The 15,657-nt window shown below is 60.0% G+C and carries 13 protein-coding genes; 3 read left to right on the forward strand and 10 right to left on the reverse strand.

Annotated elements, in window-relative coordinates; genetic code table 11:
• Nucleotides 1-35 precede the first annotated feature (35 nt).
• The 10 genes from FIV38_RS04025 to FIV38_RS04070 form a co-directional block, all read right to left on the reverse strand.
• Complete coding sequence (locus tag FIV38_RS04025) at nt 36-1,598, reverse strand: SpoVR family protein (RefSeq protein ID WP_029296823.1); 1,563 nt, start codon at nt 1,596-1,598, stop codon at nt 36-38.
• Entirely contained in the window at nt 1,595-2,866 is a 1,272-nt protein-coding gene (locus FIV38_RS04030) for a YeaH/YhbH family protein (RefSeq protein WP_029296821.1), read from the reverse strand. Before FIV38_RS04030 ends, FIV38_RS04025 begins: the two co-directional genes overlap by 4 nt.
• Nucleotides 2,867-2,979: 113 nt before the next feature.
• Nucleotides 2,980-4,902 carry a PrkA family serine protein kinase gene (locus tag FIV38_RS04035; protein ID WP_017739508.1) on the reverse strand — a complete coding sequence of 641 codons (1,923 nt, stop codon included), beginning with the start codon at nt 4,900-4,902 and terminating at the stop codon, nt 2,980-2,982.
• A 283-nt stretch (nt 4,903-5,185) separates the two neighbouring features.
• On the reverse strand, nt 5,186-5,515 hold the full coding sequence (gene glpE, locus FIV38_RS04040; RefSeq protein ID WP_092230873.1) for a thiosulfate sulfurtransferase GlpE: 330 nt from the start codon (nt 5,513-5,515) through the stop codon (nt 5,186-5,188).
• 32 nt (nt 5,516-5,547) lie between these two features.
• Complete coding sequence (locus tag FIV38_RS04045; protein ID WP_029296816.1) at nt 5,548-6,399, reverse strand: symmetrical bis(5'-nucleosyl)-tetraphosphatase; 852 nt, start codon at nt 6,397-6,399, stop codon at nt 5,548-5,550.
• On the reverse strand, nt 6,399-6,779 hold the full coding sequence (apaG, locus tag FIV38_RS04050) for a Co2+/Mg2+ efflux protein ApaG (protein ID WP_029296814.1): 381 nt from the start codon (nt 6,777-6,779) through the stop codon (nt 6,399-6,401). Before apaG ends, FIV38_RS04045 begins: the two co-directional genes overlap by 1 nt.
• 137 nt (nt 6,780-6,916) lie before the next feature.
• Nucleotides 6,917-7,729, reverse strand: a complete 813-nt coding sequence (rsmA, locus tag FIV38_RS04055) for a 16S rRNA (adenine(1518)-N(6)/adenine(1519)-N(6))-dimethyltransferase RsmA (protein WP_092230870.1) — start codon at nt 7,727-7,729, stop codon at nt 6,917-6,919.
• Nucleotides 7,726-8,715 carry a 4-hydroxythreonine-4-phosphate dehydrogenase PdxA gene (gene pdxA, locus FIV38_RS04060; RefSeq protein ID WP_029296810.1) on the reverse strand — a complete coding sequence of 330 codons (990 nt, stop codon included), beginning with the start codon at nt 8,713-8,715 and terminating at the stop codon, nt 7,726-7,728. Before pdxA ends, rsmA begins: the two co-directional genes overlap by 4 nt.
• The gene (locus FIV38_RS04065) at nt 8,712-10,046 is read right to left on the reverse strand and encodes a peptidylprolyl isomerase (RefSeq protein ID WP_169851218.1); all 1,335 of its coding nucleotides are present in this window, start codon (nt 10,044-10,046) and stop codon (nt 8,712-8,714) included. Before FIV38_RS04065 ends, pdxA begins: the two co-directional genes overlap by 4 nt.
• Nucleotides 10,027-12,813 carry an LPS-assembly protein LptD gene (locus tag FIV38_RS04070; protein ID WP_092239461.1) on the reverse strand — a complete coding sequence of 929 codons (2,787 nt, stop codon included), beginning with the start codon at nt 12,811-12,813 and terminating at the stop codon, nt 10,027-10,029. Before FIV38_RS04070 ends, FIV38_RS04065 begins: the two co-directional genes overlap by 20 nt.
• 130 nt (nt 12,814-12,943) lie before the next feature.
• Between FIV38_RS04070 and FIV38_RS04075 the strand changes: the two genes are divergently transcribed.
• Genes FIV38_RS04075 through FIV38_RS04085 form a run of 3 tightly spaced genes read left to right on the forward strand, consistent with a single transcriptional unit; the run spans nt 12,944 to nt 15,409 of the window.
• A complete protein-coding gene (locus FIV38_RS04075; protein ID WP_070994517.1) occupies nt 12,944-13,969 on the forward strand; it encodes an aminoglycoside phosphotransferase family protein in 1,026 nt (341 codons plus the stop codon).
• Entirely contained in the window at nt 13,966-14,640 is a 675-nt protein-coding gene (murU, locus tag FIV38_RS04080; RefSeq protein WP_092239459.1) for an N-acetylmuramate alpha-1-phosphate uridylyltransferase MurU, read from the forward strand. The genes FIV38_RS04075 and murU overlap by 4 nt, the downstream gene beginning before the upstream one ends.
• 1 nt (nt 14,641) lies before the next feature.
• Nucleotides 14,642-15,409 carry a DnaJ domain-containing protein gene (locus tag FIV38_RS04085; RefSeq protein WP_029296800.1) on the forward strand — a complete coding sequence of 256 codons (768 nt, stop codon included), beginning with the start codon at nt 14,642-14,644 and terminating at the stop codon, nt 15,407-15,409.
• Nucleotides 15,410-15,657 lie beyond the last annotated feature (248 nt).

Genomic DNA, 15,657 nt, shown 5'->3' on the forward strand with positions numbered 1-15,657 from the left:
AACGCCTGTGCCAGGCCAATGGAGGCATTGCTGCGTCAAAGGTGAACCACGGCCAGGTCCAGGCGGCCGTAGTCGTTGTCGTTGTGGTCGTTGCGCGGCGGAACATGGTGGGTCTTCATGACCTGATCGCCTTGCAGCGTCTCCAGATGGATGTCGAACCCCCACAGCCGGTGCAGGTGCTTGAGCACTTCATCGGTGGATTCACCCAGGGGTTTGCGATCATGCTGCTGGTGACGCAGGGTCAGGGAGCGATCACCGCGCATGTCGATGCTGTAGATCTGCACGTTGGGTTCGCGGTTGCCCAGGTTGTATTGGGCCGCCAGGGTTTCGCGGATCGTGCGGTAACCGGCCTCGTCGTGGATCGCGGGTACCAGCAGGTCGTCCTTGAGGTCGTCATCCATGATGCTGAACAGCTTGAGGTCGCGAATCACTTGGGGCGACAGGTACTGCAGGATAAAGCTCTCGTCCTTGAAGCTGCTCATGGCGAACTTGATGGTTGATAGCCAGTCACTGCCGGCGATCTCCGGGAACCAGCGGCGGTCCTCTTCGGTAGGGTGTTCGCACATGCGTCGGATATCCCGGTACATGGCGAAGCCCAGGGCATAGGGGTTGATGCCGCTGTAGTAGGGGCTGTCGAAGCCCGGTTGGAAGACCACGCTGGTGTGTGAGGTGAGGAACTCCATCATGAAGCCGTCGGTCACCAGCCCTTCGTCGTAGAGGTCGTTCATCAGCGTGTAGTGCCAGAACGTGGCCCAGCCCTCGTTCATCACCTGGGTCTGGCGCTGTGGATAGAAGTACTGCGCGATCTTGCGCACGATCCGTACGATCTCCCGTTGCCATGGCTCCAGCAGTGGCGCGTGTTTTTCCAGAAAATACAGGATGTTTTCCTGGGGTTCGACGGGGAAGCGCGCATTGTCCTTGTCGCTGTTCTTGTCGGCGCGTTTGGGGATGGTGCGCCACAGATCGTTGATCTGTTTCTGCAAATGCTCTTCACGATCCTTCTGGCGAAGCCGTTCTTCTTCGGCGGAGATAGGGTAGGGGCGTTTGTAGCGGTCCACACCGTAGTTCATCAGGGCATGGCAGGAGTCCAGCAGATCCTCCACGGCGTCGATCCCGTGGCGTTCCTCGCACTGCATGATGTACTGCTTGGCGAACACCAGGTAGTCGATGATCGAACTGGCGTCGGTCCAGGTACGGAACAGATAGTTGCCCTTGAAAAAGCTGTTGTGACCGTAGCAAGCGTGGGCAACTACCAATGCCTGCATGCAGATGGTGTTTTCTTCCATCAGGTAGGCGATGCACGGGTCGGAGTTGATCACGATCTCGTAGGCCAGGCCCATCTGGCCACGGGTGTAGGATTTCTCTGTGCTGAGGAAGTGCTTGCCGTAGGACCAGTGGTGATAGCCCAGGGGCATGCCCACCGAGGCATACGCGTCCATCATCTGCTCGGCGGTGATCACTTCGATCTGGTTGGGGTAGGTGTCCAGGGCATATCCGGCCGCAATACGGCTGATTTCCCGGTCATAGGCCTGGATCAGTTCGAAGGTCCATTCGGACCCCGTGGAAATGGGTTGGCGCTTATGCTCTTTGGCGGTCATGTCACTAACCTGCGCTGGAAGAGTTCACGGAAGACCGGATAGATATCGCCGGCCGAGACCAGTTGTTGCTGGGCGAAGGTATCGGCGAAGGCTTCACCGATGCGCTCGTATTCGAACCACAGGGCCTGGTGCTCGCGGGGGGTAATCTCCACATAAGTGTAGTACTGCACGAACGGCATGATCTGGTTGACCAGGATGTCGCGGCAGATGGGCGAGTCGTCGTTCCAGTTGTCGCCGTCGGAAGCCTGGGCGGCGTAGATGTTCCACTCGTTGGCCGGGTAGCGCTCGGCCATGATTTCCTGCATCAATTTCAGCGCGCTGGACACGATGGTGCCGCCGGTCTCCCGTGAATAGAAAAACTCTTCTTCGTCGACCTCACGGGCACTGGTGTGATGGCGGATAAACACCACGTCGATCTTGTCGTAGTTACGCTTGAGAAACAGGTACAGCAAGATAAAAAAGCGCTTGGCGATGTCCTTGGTCGCCTGGGTCATCGAGCCGGAAACGTCCATCAGGCAAAACATCACTGCCTTGGAACTGGGGTTGGGTTGCTTGACCAACAGGTTGTACTTCAAGTCGAAGGTATCGAGGAATGGCACGCGGTGAATGCGCGCGCTGAGTTTTTCGATTTCTGCCTCGATTTCCTGGATATCGCCGAAGTTGTCCGGTTCTTCGCGCTTCAAGCGCGCCAACTCTTCCTTGGCCTCCTTGAGTTTGGCGCGGCTGCTGCCGGACAGGGCAATACGCCGGGCATGGGCCGAGCGCAGGGTGCGGATGATATTGATGCGTGAGGGGTTACCCTCGTTGCTGATGCCCGCGCGTACGGTCTTGAACGTGTCGGTGCCGGTCAGGTTGCGCTTGACCAGGTTGGGCAGTTCCAGGTCTTCGAACATGAACTCGAGGAATTCTTCCTGGGTAATCTGGAACACGAACTCGTCCATGCCTTCGCCGGAATTGCCGGCCTTGCCTGGACCTTTACCACCGCCACCGCCTTGAGGGCGCTGGATATGCTCGCCGGTGGTGAATTCCTTGTTTCCCGGGTGAACCACAGTCTGTTTGCCGCCACGGCCGTGATGCAGCACCGGTTCGTCGATATCCCGGCCGGGGATGCTGATCTGCTCGCCGTGTTCCATATCGGTGATGGAACGACGACTCACCGCCTCTTCGACGGCCTTTTTGATGTGGTCACGGTAGCGCCGCAGGAAACGCTGGCGGTTTACCGTGCTCTTGTTCTTGCCATTGAGGCGTCGGTCGATCACATAGCTCATAGGGAGCCCTCCGGGCAGCTTCACGTTACAAGCTTCAAGCCGCGAGCTGGAAGCTTAGAGACAAGCGGTCAGCTGCCAGGCCTGGGGCCCGGCAGCGCGCGCCTGTCGCTGCCTTACTGCGATTTGCGAACCCGCAGGTACCACTCGGAAAGCAGCCGTACCTGTTTGTCGGTGTAGCCACGCTCGACCATTCGTGTGACGAAGTCGTTGTGTTTTTGCTGGTCCTCCTTGCTGGCCTTGGCGTTGAAGCTGATGACTGGCAGCAGGTCCTCGGTGTTGGAGAACATTTTCTTCTCGATGACCACCCGCAGCTTCTCGTAGCTGAGCCAGGTAGGGTTCTTGCCGTTGTTGTTGGCCCGGGCGCGCAGTACGAAGTTGACGATTTCGTTGCGGAAATCCTTCGGATTGCTGATGCCGGCCGGTTTTTCGATCTTCTCCAGTTCCTCGTTGAGGGCTACGCGGTTGAGGATCTCGCCGGTTTCCGGGTCGCGGTATTCCTGGTCCTGGATCCAGAAATCTGCGTAAAGCACATAGCGATCGAAGATGTTCTGCCCATATTCGCTGTAGGACTCCAGGTAAGCAGTCTGGATTTCCTTGCCGATGAACTCGATATAACGCGGCGCCAGGTACTCCTTGAGGAAGCGCAGGTAGCGCTCGCGGGTTTCGGCCTGGAATTGCTCCTGTTCGATCTGCTGCTCCAGTACATAGAGCAGGTGTACCGGGTTGGCAGCGATCTCATGGGGGTCGAAGTTGAAGACTTTGGACAGGATCTTGAACGCGAAGCGGGTCGACAGGCCGTTCATGCCTTCATCCACGCCCGCCGTATCGCGGTATTCCTGGATCGACTTGGCCTTGGGGTCGGTGTCCTTGAGGTTTTCCCCGTCGTAGACGCGCATTTTCGAGTAGATATTCGAGTTTTCCGGCTCCTTGAGGCGCGACAGCACGGTGAACTGGGCGAGCATCTTCAGGGTGTCTGGCGCGCAATGGGCCTTGGCCAGGGAGCTGTTGAACAGCAGCTTGTCGTAGATCTTGATTTCATCGCTGACCCGCAGGCAGTACGGCACCTTGACGATATAGATCCGGTCGATGAAGGCTTCGTTGTTCTTGTTGTTGCGGAACGTGTGCCATTCCGATTCGTTGGAGTGGGCCAGCAGGATACCGGTGAACGGAATCGCCCCCAGGCCTTCGGTGCTGTTGTAGTTGCCTTCCTGGGTCGCGGTGAGCAGTGGGTGCAGCACCTTGATCGGCGCCTTGAACATCTCCACGAACTCCATCAGGCCCTGGTTCGCCCGGCACAGTGCGCCTGAGTAGCTGTAGGCATCGGCGTCGTTCTGCGGGAATTCTTCCAGCTTGCGGATATCGACCTTGCCCACCAGCGCCGAAATGTCCTGGTTGTTTTCATCCCCTGGTTCGGTCTTGGCCACGCCGATCTGGTTGAGGATCGACGGATAGAGTTTGACCACCCGGAACTGGCTGATATCGCCGCCAAACTCGGCCAGGCGCTTGGTGGCCCAGGGCGACATGATGGTATTGAGATAGCGGCGCGGGATGCCGAAGTCTTCCTCGAGGATCGCGCCATCTTCCGTGGCGTTGAACAGGCCCAGGGGTGACTCGAACACCGGGGAGCCCTTGATCGCGTAGAACGGCACCTTTTCGATCAGTTGCTTGAGTTTTTCGGCCAGGGAAGATTTACCGCCGCCCACCGGGCCGAGCAGGTAGAGGATCTGTTTCTTCTCTTCCAGGCCTTGGGCGGCATGGCGGAAGTAGGAGACGATCTGGTCGATGCATTCTTCCATGCCATGGAAGTCTTCAAAGGCCGGGTAGCGGCGGATCACCTTGTTGGAAAATATTCGCGACAGTCGCGAATTGTTGGAGGTGTCTACCAGCTCCGGCTCGCCAATCGCCAGTAGCAGGCGTTCGGCGGCAGACGCGTAGGTGCTGCGGTCCTTTTTGCACAGCTCAAGATACTCTTGCAGCGTGAGCTCTTCCTGCTGTGTGGACTCGAAGCGTTGTTGGAAGTGGCTAAAAATACTCATGACGTCGTCACCTCGCTCGATACGTGGAGCCGACGCCGGATCAATCAGTCGATGCTGGCAGCCAGTGGCGCTTGCCGTGGCCATTTCCCCCCAGAACACCCTGAAACGCTACCGATGACCCGCACGCCGGTGTACCGGCTCTCCCCTGTTTTGGATGGCCTGCGCTTAATGATAGTTGGGAATCCGGGAGGTCAAGGCGAGATGCCGAATTAGTTTGGGCGCACCGTTCGTCAGAATCGGCGCGAGCCCAAGCGTCACGCGGGGTAGCGGGGTTTGAAAAAAATTATTGCGAATCGCCTGTGACAATTTCCGCAGGATACGTCGCACGCCATAGCTCAAAGCCACCGTCCAGGCTGTAGACATCGGAGAAGCCCTGGCTGACCAGATAGGCGGCAGCACTCTGGCTGGAGTTACCGTGATAACAGGCCACTATCAGCGGCGCGTCGAGGTCGGCTGCGCGGATGAAGTCGGCGATATTGACGTTGTCCAAATGCTTGGCCCCGCTGATGTGGGCAGCAGCGTAAGTAGGCTGGTCACGGATATCCACCACCACGGCGCCCTGCTCGCGCAGGGCCTGGGCTTGTTCGGGGGGGATACGTTTGAATTCGGTCATGGCGGGCTCCTTGGGCGGGCGGCAAGCGGCGTCTAGCGCTTGGCGGCAGCCGGCTGTGTTACGGGAAGGGGAGATTCACACTGGCAGCTCAGACGCTCGCCGGTGTCGATGTTCATCAAGGTCATGGCCCCGCCCCACACACACCCGGTGTCGAGGGCGAAGACGCCGGGCTCGTCGCAATGGCCTTCAAGGGCGGCCCAGTGACCGAAGATGATCTTCGTGTCGCGGGTCTTGCGCTCCTTGTGGGCGAACCAGGGTTTGTAGCCGGGCAGGGCGGTTTCGGCGCCTTCCTTGCTCTTGAGGTCGAGTTTGCCTTCGGCGGTGCAGAAGCGCATGCGCGTGAAGTAGTTGGTAATGACCCGCAGGCGGGTGATGCCGGTCAGGTCGTTATCCCACTTCACTGGCTCATTGCCGTACATGCCGTCCAGATAGGTGGCGAACAGGGTGTCATCGGCCAGGACGGTTTCGACTTCGGCGGCACATTTGAGGGCTTTTTTCAGGGTCCACTGCGGCGGGATGCCAGCATGCACCAGGGCGGTATTTCGGCTTTCATCGTAATGGACGAGCTTTTGCCTGCGCAGCCAGTCGAGCAGTTCGGCGCGATCCGGGGCTTCGAGGATTTCCCGCAGGGTGTCGCCCTTTTTCAGACGCTCGATGTTATTGCCGGCCGCCAGTAAGTGCAGGTCGTGGTTGCCCAGCACGCAGACCAGGGAATCGCGCAGGCGATACAGGTAGCGCAGGGTCTCCAGGGATTGCGGCCCACGGTTGACCAAGTCGCCCACCAGCCACAGCCGATCTTCGGCCGGGTCGAAGGCTACGCGTTCAAGCAGGCATTTAAGCGGCTCCAGGCAACCTTGCAGGTCGCCGACAGCATAGGCTGCCATCAGTGCAGGGCTCCCGGCACCGCCAGGCGGAAGGGAGCAATGATGGCGTCGAAATGTTCGCCGTCTTCGGCCAGCATCTGGTAGCTGCCCTGCATCGTGCCGACCTTGGAGGTCATCACGGTGCCGCTGCTGTAGGTGTGGCTGGCGCCGCTGTCGATCAGTGGCTGTTGGCCGATGACGCCGGCACCGCGCACTTCTTCGACATGGCCGTCACCGTCGGTGATCACCCAATGACGCGACAGCAGCTTGGCGGGCACTTGGCCGTTGTTCTTCACCGTGACGGTGTAGGCAAAGGCGTAGCGGTTCTGTTCGGGTTGCGATTGTTCCGCCAGGAAGCGGGTGACGACGCTGACGTCGATCTGATAGCGAGGATCGGACATGCAAGAGGCCTTAAGAGCAAAAGCGGAGGACAGCAGATGCGGATCAGTCTAGGCCATGAGGTGGGCACTAGGCCAGACATGCTGTCTGACCGGGTGTCCACCCTTGTAGGAGCCGGCTTGCCGGCGATGGCGCTGGGTCAGTCGGCAGTGGGTGCCGGCTGAATCGCTAGCTGGTCGGCCAAGCGTACGAACGCGGCCAGGTCCAACTGCTCCGGGCGCAGGCTGCCGTCAACACCGGCAGCTTCGATCTCGGCGTTGCTCAGCAGCGCCTTGAGCGTATTGCGCAAGGTCTTGCGCCGCTGGTTGAACGCTTCGCGCACCACTCGCTCCAGCAGGCGATGATCCTTGGCCGGATGCGGCAGCACGGCGTGTGGCACCAGGCGCACAATCGCCGAATCAACTTTTGGCGGTGGATTGAACGCGCCCGGCCCCACATTGAACAGGTGCTCGACCCGGCAGTGGTACTGAACCATGATCGACAGACGACCCCAATCACTGCCGCCAGGACCGGCCGCAAGACGTTCGACCACTTCTTTCTGCAACATGAAATGCATGTCGCGGATGATCCCGGCGTTGTTCAGCAGGTGGAAGATCAGCGGCGTGGAGATGTTGTATGGCAGGTTGCCGACCACTCGCAGGCTGTGGGGGGCGGCATTGAGGCTGTTGAAGTCGAACTTCAACGCGTCGCCTTGGTACAGGTTGAAGTTGGACTTGCCGGCAAACTGCTGGTTGAGGATCGGAACCAGGTCCTTGTCCAGCTCAATCACATCCAGCTGGCCGCCACTATTGAGCAGGCCCTGGGTGAGTGCGCCCTGGCCCGGGCCGATTTCCAGCAGGCGGTCTTCGGGCTTGGCATGGATGGAGCGCAGGATACGGTCGATAACGCCAGCATCGTGCAGGAAGTTTTGCCCGAAGCGCTTGCGCGCCCGGTGTTGGTAATGCTCGGTCATATACGGGTCTCGGCCATCTGATAGGCGGTTTCCAGGGCCACGTGCAGGCTGCCGGTATCGATCTTGCCGCTGCCCGCCAGGTCCAGGGCGGTGCCATGGTCGACGGAGGTGCGGATGATCGGCAGGCCCAGTGTCACGTTGACTGCGGCGCCGAAACCTTTGTATTTCAGCACGGGCAGCCCCTGGTCATGGTACATCGCCAGCACTGCGTCGCAGTGCTCCAGATATTTGGGGGTAAACAGAGTGTCCGCAGGCAGTGGGCCACGCAGGTCCATGCCTTCTTGGCGCAGACGCTCCAGGGTTGGTTCGATGATGTCGATTTCTTCATGGCCCAGGTGGCCGCCTTCACCCGCGTGGGGGTTGAGGCCGCACACCAGGATCCGTGGCTGGGCGATGCCGAACTTGTGTTGCAAGTCAGCGTGCAGGATGCGCGTTACGCGCTCCAGGCGTTCAGGGGTGATGGCATCGGCAATCTGGCGCAAGGGCAGGTGAGTGGTCACCAGTGCCACGCGCAGGCCGCGGGTTGCCAGCATCATCACCACTTGTTCGGTGTGGGTCAGCTCGGCAAGAAACTCCGTGTGACCGGAAAAGGCGATGCCGGCTTCGTTGATCACGCCTTTATGCACCGGCGCTGTGATCATCCCGGCGAAGTCGCCGTCGATGCAGCCTTGCCCGGCACGGGTCAGGGTCTCCAGCACAAAGGCCGCATTGGCCTTGTCCAGATGCCCGGCGACCACCTTGGCTTGCAGCGGGGTATCCCACACATACAGGCTGCCCGCGGGTGCCGGCAGGTTGGGCCAGTTGCCCGGTGCGGCGTCCAGCAGGTTGACAGCCACGCCCAACTGCGCGGCCCGCTCAAGGAGCAGGTCGCGGCTGGTAATGGCAATCAGGGGGTGGGGCTGAGCTTGCGAGGCGAGCAGCAGGCACAGGTCTGGACCTATGCCGGCCGGCTCGCCGGGTGTCAATGCGAAACGCTGGGGTTTCACTGGGCTGCCTGGTCGGTGCCTGTTGTGTCGGCGCCAGGAAGCTTGTTTTCCACGTAGGCTTCGTCACGGATCTGACGCAACCAGGTTTGCAGCTCTTCGTCGTACTTGCGGTTACGCAGTACGGTCAGCGCTTGTTGCTCACGGGCCTGGGTGGTGTTGTCGGTGGCGCGGCGGCCAAGGACTTCCAGGACGTGCCAGCCATATTGGGTCTTGAACGGCTTGGACAGCACGCCTTGCGGCGTATCGTTCATGACTTGCTGGAACTCGGGCACCAGGGCACGTGGGTCGATCCAGTTAAGGTCGCCGCCGTTGAGGGCAGAACCCGGGTCTTCCGAGAAGCTTTTGGCCAAGGTGGCGAAGTCTTCACCGCCTTCGATGCGCTCATAGATCTTTTGCGCCAGTTCCTTGGTTTGAGCCTCGGTGCGAATCTCGCTTGGCTTGACCAGGATGTGGCGGACATGCACTTCGTCTTTCAACGAAGCCTCACCGCCGCGACGCTCCAGCAATTTCAGAATGATGAAACCACCCGGCGTACGCGCAGGTTGGGTGATGCCACCCACTTCCATGGCGCTCAGCTCACGGTCAAACGGTGGTGGCAATTGAGCAGCTTTACGCCAGCCCATATCACCGCCTTCGAGGGCGTTATCGCTGCCGGACTGGGCAATGGCCATCTGGGCAAAGTCAGCACCGGCCTTGAGGCGGTCGTAGATCGCCTGGGTCTTGGCCGCTGCGGCATTGAGTTGCTCGGCGTTGGCGCTGTCTGGCGTCGGGATCAGGATATTGGCCAGGTGCAGTTCTTCGGAGAGCTGCATCTTGCCCAGGTCCGAGGCCAGGAAGTTCTTCACTTCCTGCTCAGAGACCTGCACGCGTTCGGCCACACGGCGCTGGCGCACACGGCTGATGATCATTTCGCGGCGGATCTGGTCACGGGCGTCCTCATAGGAGAGGCCGTCACGAGCCAGGGCTGCACGGAACTGATCAATGCTCATGTTGTTGCGTTGAGCGATGGTGCCGACGGCCTGGTTCAGCTCTTCGTCGGTGATGCGGATGCCGGAGCGGTCGCCAATCTGCAGTTGCAGGTTTTCGACGATCAGGCGTTCCAGCACCTGTTGGTCCAGGACGCTGGTCGGCGGCACGCCACCGCCACGCTTGGCGATGGTTTGCTGAACTTCCTTGACCCGTTGGTCGAGTTGGCTCTGCATGATCACGTCGTTATCGACGATGGCCACTACTTTGTCCAACGGTTGCACTGCAGCGTGCGCCGCTGCAGTACCCAGGAACAACGCGCCCAGCATCAGCGGGCGCAGACAATCAGAAAGCTTGATCTTCACGTTCACGATAACCTTGGATGCCTTTGTCGAGGAAGCTCTCTACCTTGGCGCCAGTCAGGCCGCCGAGTCCCTTGAGGACGATTTGGAGGAAGAGCCCGTGGTCGCCTTTTTCGTTCTGTGGGGCGATCTGGGTGTATTCGTCGTTGGAAACCCAATAACGGTTGATCACACGCAGTTTCCAGCAGCAGTTGTCGTACTCGAAACCACCGAAGGCTTCCAGGGTACGGTTGCGTGCATAGTCATACTGCCAGCGGGTGATCAGGTTCCACTGTGGAACGATCGGCCACATCATCGAGAAGTCGTGTTGCTGGATTTTGTAGTAATCCTTCACGAAGTTCGGTTGCCCTGCTGTCCCGTAGTCGCCGCCAAACTGCCATTTACCAGTCAGTTGGTTGTAGACCACCTGGTCATTGCGATAGCGATAACCGACGTTGATCACCTTGTTCAGGTTGTCTTCCGGCTGGTAGTGGAACATCGCGCTGCCGGAGCGTGCGGAGTGCTCCTCGGTGTCCCAGTTGTAGTCGGCGGTCGCGCGCCAGTCGCGGTTGAAGCGGAACTCGTAGTCCAGGGCGATTGGCGAGACGTCCGACCGGGAGTCGGCGCGATCGGCAGCCACGATGCCAGGCAGTTGAACCTCACGGTCCTTGAAGTACAACGCTTGGCCGATGGCGACACGCTGACGCTCAAAGCCGTTGTCTTCGATCCAGCGGCTGGTCAGGCCCAGCGACAGTTTGTTTTCGTCACCGATCCGGTCAGTGCCCGAGAAGCGGTTGTCGCGGAACAGCGAGTTGTAGTTGAACGTGGTTTCGCTGCTATCGAACACCGGGATATCGGACTGGTCTTTCTCTGGAACATAGAGATAGAACAGGCGCGGCTCCAGGGTTTGGGTGTAGTCCTTGCCAAACCATTGGGTGCTGCGGTCGAAAAACAGCCCGCTATCGACACTGGCGATCGGAATGGAGCGATCTTGAGAACTCTTGAAGTCCTGGCCCGCGCGAGCCATATCGGCCTTGCCAGTGCCGTCAAGGTCCAGGTCATACTTGGTATAGGCGTATTTGAGCTTTGGCGTGATGAAGCCGTAACTCGAGGTCATCGGTAGCGAAATGCTTGGTGCTACGTTCAATCGAGTGCCGTTGGCACGGGTCAACCCAGTTACATATGTATCCAGACGGCGTTCGCCGTCAGGGAACGGGCCTCCGTCTTTATTGAAGATATTGCCAGTCCTCAGATCCCGATCAAACCGGACGGCCTCGGCGTCATAAGCAAAGTACAGCCCGCCAGGACGGTAAGGCAGTGCACCATTGATGGTTAACTGCGGCAACCGGTTGTATGGAGTGATCTGCGAGATCGTCGCCAGTTCGTAGGCTTGAAGATTCAGTTGAGCCGTATAGGTATCGCCACGGTAGCTAGCGGCACCTTGCTGGTTAACGAATTCACGAGATTCAACGCCGATCTGATTGGACTTCAAATCCTGGAAGTAGAACGGGTCGCTGATCTTGGTGTAGTCGATCTCAGTCAACAGCCGCGAATCCAACCCGCCCTTGTGTTGCCAATTGAGCATGTAGCGGGTTTTGTTGTAGTCGCTCTGTTTCTTCCGTTCGTCGCTGTCATCGTTCAGATACGCGCCGCCGAACTGACCTTCGCTGGACTTGGTGAGGTAGCGGAACTCGCCTTCCATCAACATGCCGCGCTTGGTCATGTATTGCGGGTACAACGTGGCATCGTAGTTCGGCGCCAGGTTGAAGTAGTAAGGCGTTACCAGGGTAAAGCCGCTTTCCCCACCCGAGCTGAAGCTCGGCGGCAGGAAGCCGGATTGACGACGATCGTCAATCGGGAAGTAGATGTACGGGGTGTACAGGATCGGGATGTTCTTGACCCGCAACGTCGCGTTGGTCGCCGTACCGAAGCCGGTGGCCGGGTTCAACGTGATGTTGTTGCCACGCAGTTGCCAGGCATTGCTGTCTGGTTCGCAGGTGGTGTACGTACCATCCTTGAGGCGGATGATCGCGTTTTCGGCACGCTTGGCGTACAGCGCGTTACCGCGGATGCGCGATTTGTGCATCACGTATTCGGCGTTGTCGATCTGGGCCGCACCGGTGTCCAGCTGGACCTGGGCGTGGTCGCCGACGATCAGCGCGCCGTTATCGCGCATACGCACGTTGCCGTTCAGCTCGCCACGGTTCTCGGCCTGGTACAGGCTGGCCTCTTGGGCCTCGACCTGCATGCTGCCCTGGCGCATGACTACGTCACCGGCCAGGGTTGCGACTTGGGTTTCCTGCTCGTAACGAGAGGCTTTGGCACCGATGAAGGTCGGCGCGTCGCTCTTGTCCGTCTTGTCGTTCATGCCAGGACGGATCGGCTCGATGTACGCACCGGCGCAATAAGGACCGGTTTCGGCCAGTTGCGCGGCGGTGAGTTTCTCGCGAGGGACCCAGTCCAGGTGGCTGTAGTCGGCGCTGCGCGAGCGCAGGCCACGGCCCTTGGATTCGGTGACCAGCGTGGTCTGCGGCACGGCTTCGGTACCAGCAGCTTCGCCTTGCGGCGTGCCGTTGGCCGAGCTGACGGCACTGCCGTCATGCACCGGACGCGGTGGCAAAGGGGCTGCGCTGGCTTTCGGCGCGCAATCCCAGGCACCCGAAGCAGAGACTGAGCAGTCATACTGTTCCGCGGCGACCACGAATGAGGTGGCGAAAGGTTGCATGGCCAGCAGACTGCCGGTTACCAGCAACGGAAATTTTCTACGAAACGCGGGGGATTTCAATGCCATCTTATTAGTCCGGGCTTCCTGCGTGCCATCTGCCCGCGGTGTGGGCCGCACGCCTCTCGATGGTCTGAAAAAGATGCGTGATAATAAAGCATGACCCGCTTGACGGCTAGCGCCGTCGGAGACCCTTGTAATGCCCGACCAAGATCTACGTTTGCAACACCTGAAAGTCTGGCTTGATCAGCAGTTACCCGAGCTTTTCCATGCCCAGGGTTGGGGGCCCGTCCCCCCGGCTACATTGACTGCGGCCAGCAGCGACGCGAGTTTCAGACGGTACTTCCGTTGGGAAGGCGAAGGTCGCACATTCGTCGTGATGGATGCCCCACCCCCCCAGGAAAACTGCAAACCTTTCGTCGATATCGCACGAATGTTGGCCAAATCGGGAATAAATGTTCCACAAATTTATGCCGAAGATCTGTCCCAAGGCTTTCTTTTGCTCAATGACCTGGGCAAAAACACCTACCTGGATGTGATTGACGGTGAAAATGCCGACCAATTATTTGCCGAGGCCATCGACGCGTTGCTGGCTTTCCAGCAATTGCCGATGGACGCCGGGTTGCCCAGCTACGACGTGCCGTTGTTGCGCCGGGAGTTGGAGTTGTTCCCCGAATGGTACGTGCGCCGGCACCTGGGCATTGAGTTCGATGAGCAACAGGCGGCGTTATGGCAGCGGGTCAGCCAATTGCTGATCGAGAGCGCCCTGGCCCAGCCCAAGGTCCTGGTGCATCGCGACTATATGCCGCGCAACCTGATGATCAGCGTGCCGAACCCTGGCGTGCTGGACTTCCAGGATGCGGTCTACGGCCCCGTGACCTACGACATTACCTGCCTGTTCAAGGACGCCTTCCTCAGTTGGCCCCAAGCGCGGGTGCGTGAATGGCAGCGTGGTTACTGGGAACGTGCTGGCCAGTTGGGTATCCCGGTACAGGCGGATGTTGAAGACTTCCTGCGTGCCAGCGACTTGATGGGGGTGCAGCGTCACCTCAAGGTGATCGGGATCTTCGCGCGTATCTGCCACCGTGACGGCAAGCCGCGCTACCTGGCGGACGTGCCGCGCTTCTTTGCCTATATAGACGCGGTGCTGGCTGATCGCCCGGAACTGGCCGACCTGGGCGAGTTGCTGTCCAGCCTGCGGCAACCGGTCGAGGCCCACGTATGAAGGCCATGATCCTGGCGGCCGGCAAGGGCGAGCGGATGCGTCCGCTTACCCTGCACACCCCCAAGCCACTGGTCCAGGCCGGTGGCAAGCGCCTGATCGAGTATCACCTGGAGGCGCTGGCGAAAGCCGGATTCACCGAAATCGTCATCAACCATGCCTGGCTGGGCCAGCAAATCGAGAGTTACCTGGGCAATGGCGCTCAATACGGCGTGCGCATCCAGTATTCGCCCGAAGGCGAACCGCTGGAAACCGGCGGCGGGATTTTCCAGGCCCTGCCCCTGCTGGGGGACCAGCCGTTCCTGGTGGTCAATGGCGATATCTGGACCGACTACGACTTCGCCCGCCTCAAGCAGCCCTTGAGCGGCCTCGCGCACTTGGTGATGGTCGACAACCCGCCTCATCACCCCACTGGTGGCGATTTCTATATCAAGGACGGTTTGCTTCATGATGCCGCGCCCGATGCCGATAACCTGACCTTCAGTGGCATTTCGCTGCTGCATCCCAAGCTGTTCGCGGGTTGCAGCGCCGGTGCCTTCAAGCTGGCGCCCTTGTTGCGCACGGCGATGGCTCAAGGCTTGGTTTCGGGGGAACACATGGATGGACGCTGGATTGACGTCGGTACGCTGGAGCGCCTGGCGCAGGTTGAAAGTCTGCTGACCGTGGGCCAGTAAGATGCTGTGGCCAGGGACTCTGATCGGAGCCGGGGCGGGGTTTGCCATCGCCAGTATTCCGGGGGCCATGTTGGGCGCGCTATTGGGCCAGGCGCTGGATCGGCGCCTGCAATTGCGCAGTTGGGCGCATCTGCGCGAGCGCCTGGGTGGCCGACCGGCGCTACGCAATGACGAATTGCTGTTTGTGTTGCTCGGCCGCCTGGCCAAGAGCAACGGGCGGGTGGTGGACGGGCATATCCAGCAGGCGCGGGTGGAGATGCGCTCGCTGGATATGACCGAGCCGGCGCAGCGCCGGGCGATCGCGGCGTTCAATCGGGGCAAGTCGGGGACCGATCGTGTGCGCAGTTACCTGCGTGTGCTCAAGTCCCAGCCCCATGCGGCCGAAGGTGTGCTGCGTGCTTGCTGGCGCATGGTCTGGGCTGACGGCAAGGCCAGCCTCGCCGAGCGCGACCTGATCGCGCTATGGGGCAAATGGCTGGGGTGGACGCCACAACAGATCCAGGCACTGGCCCATGATTACGAGCCGGAGCGTAAACCCTTGGCCACTCGCGGCGGCACTTACCAGGATGCGCTTCGGATTCTCGGGGTCAGCGCGACTACTGAGCCGGCGGTCATCAAGCGTGCCTATCGACGGCTGCTCAGCCGTCATCACCCGGACAAGATTGCCGGCAGCGGCGCCAGCCCCGCGCAGGTACGCGAGGCCACGGAACGTACGCGGGAACTGCATAGTGCCTACACGATCATTCGCGAGCAGCGCAATTTCCGCTGAGCCGACGGCCTGTGGCTAGGGGGCTTGTCCCCCGTTGGGCTGCGCAGCAGCCCCAAAACCTGCTATCTCGGTTTATCTGATAGACCGGGGGGAGGCTTATTGGGGCTGCTGTGCAGCCCAACGGGGGTGTAGAACCGTAGACATCCTTTACATCTGAAACCGGGGACATCGTTTACACATTTGAAGCTTGGATGCGGCTCTTGCCGCGTCCAAGTCTGCCCAAGGGATAGTCACATAGGTACAGATCC

It is taken from the genome of Pseudomonas proteolytica, from assembly GCF_007858275.1.
Lineage (GTDB): Bacteria > Pseudomonadota > Gammaproteobacteria > Pseudomonadales > Pseudomonadaceae > Aquipseudomonas > Aquipseudomonas proteolytica.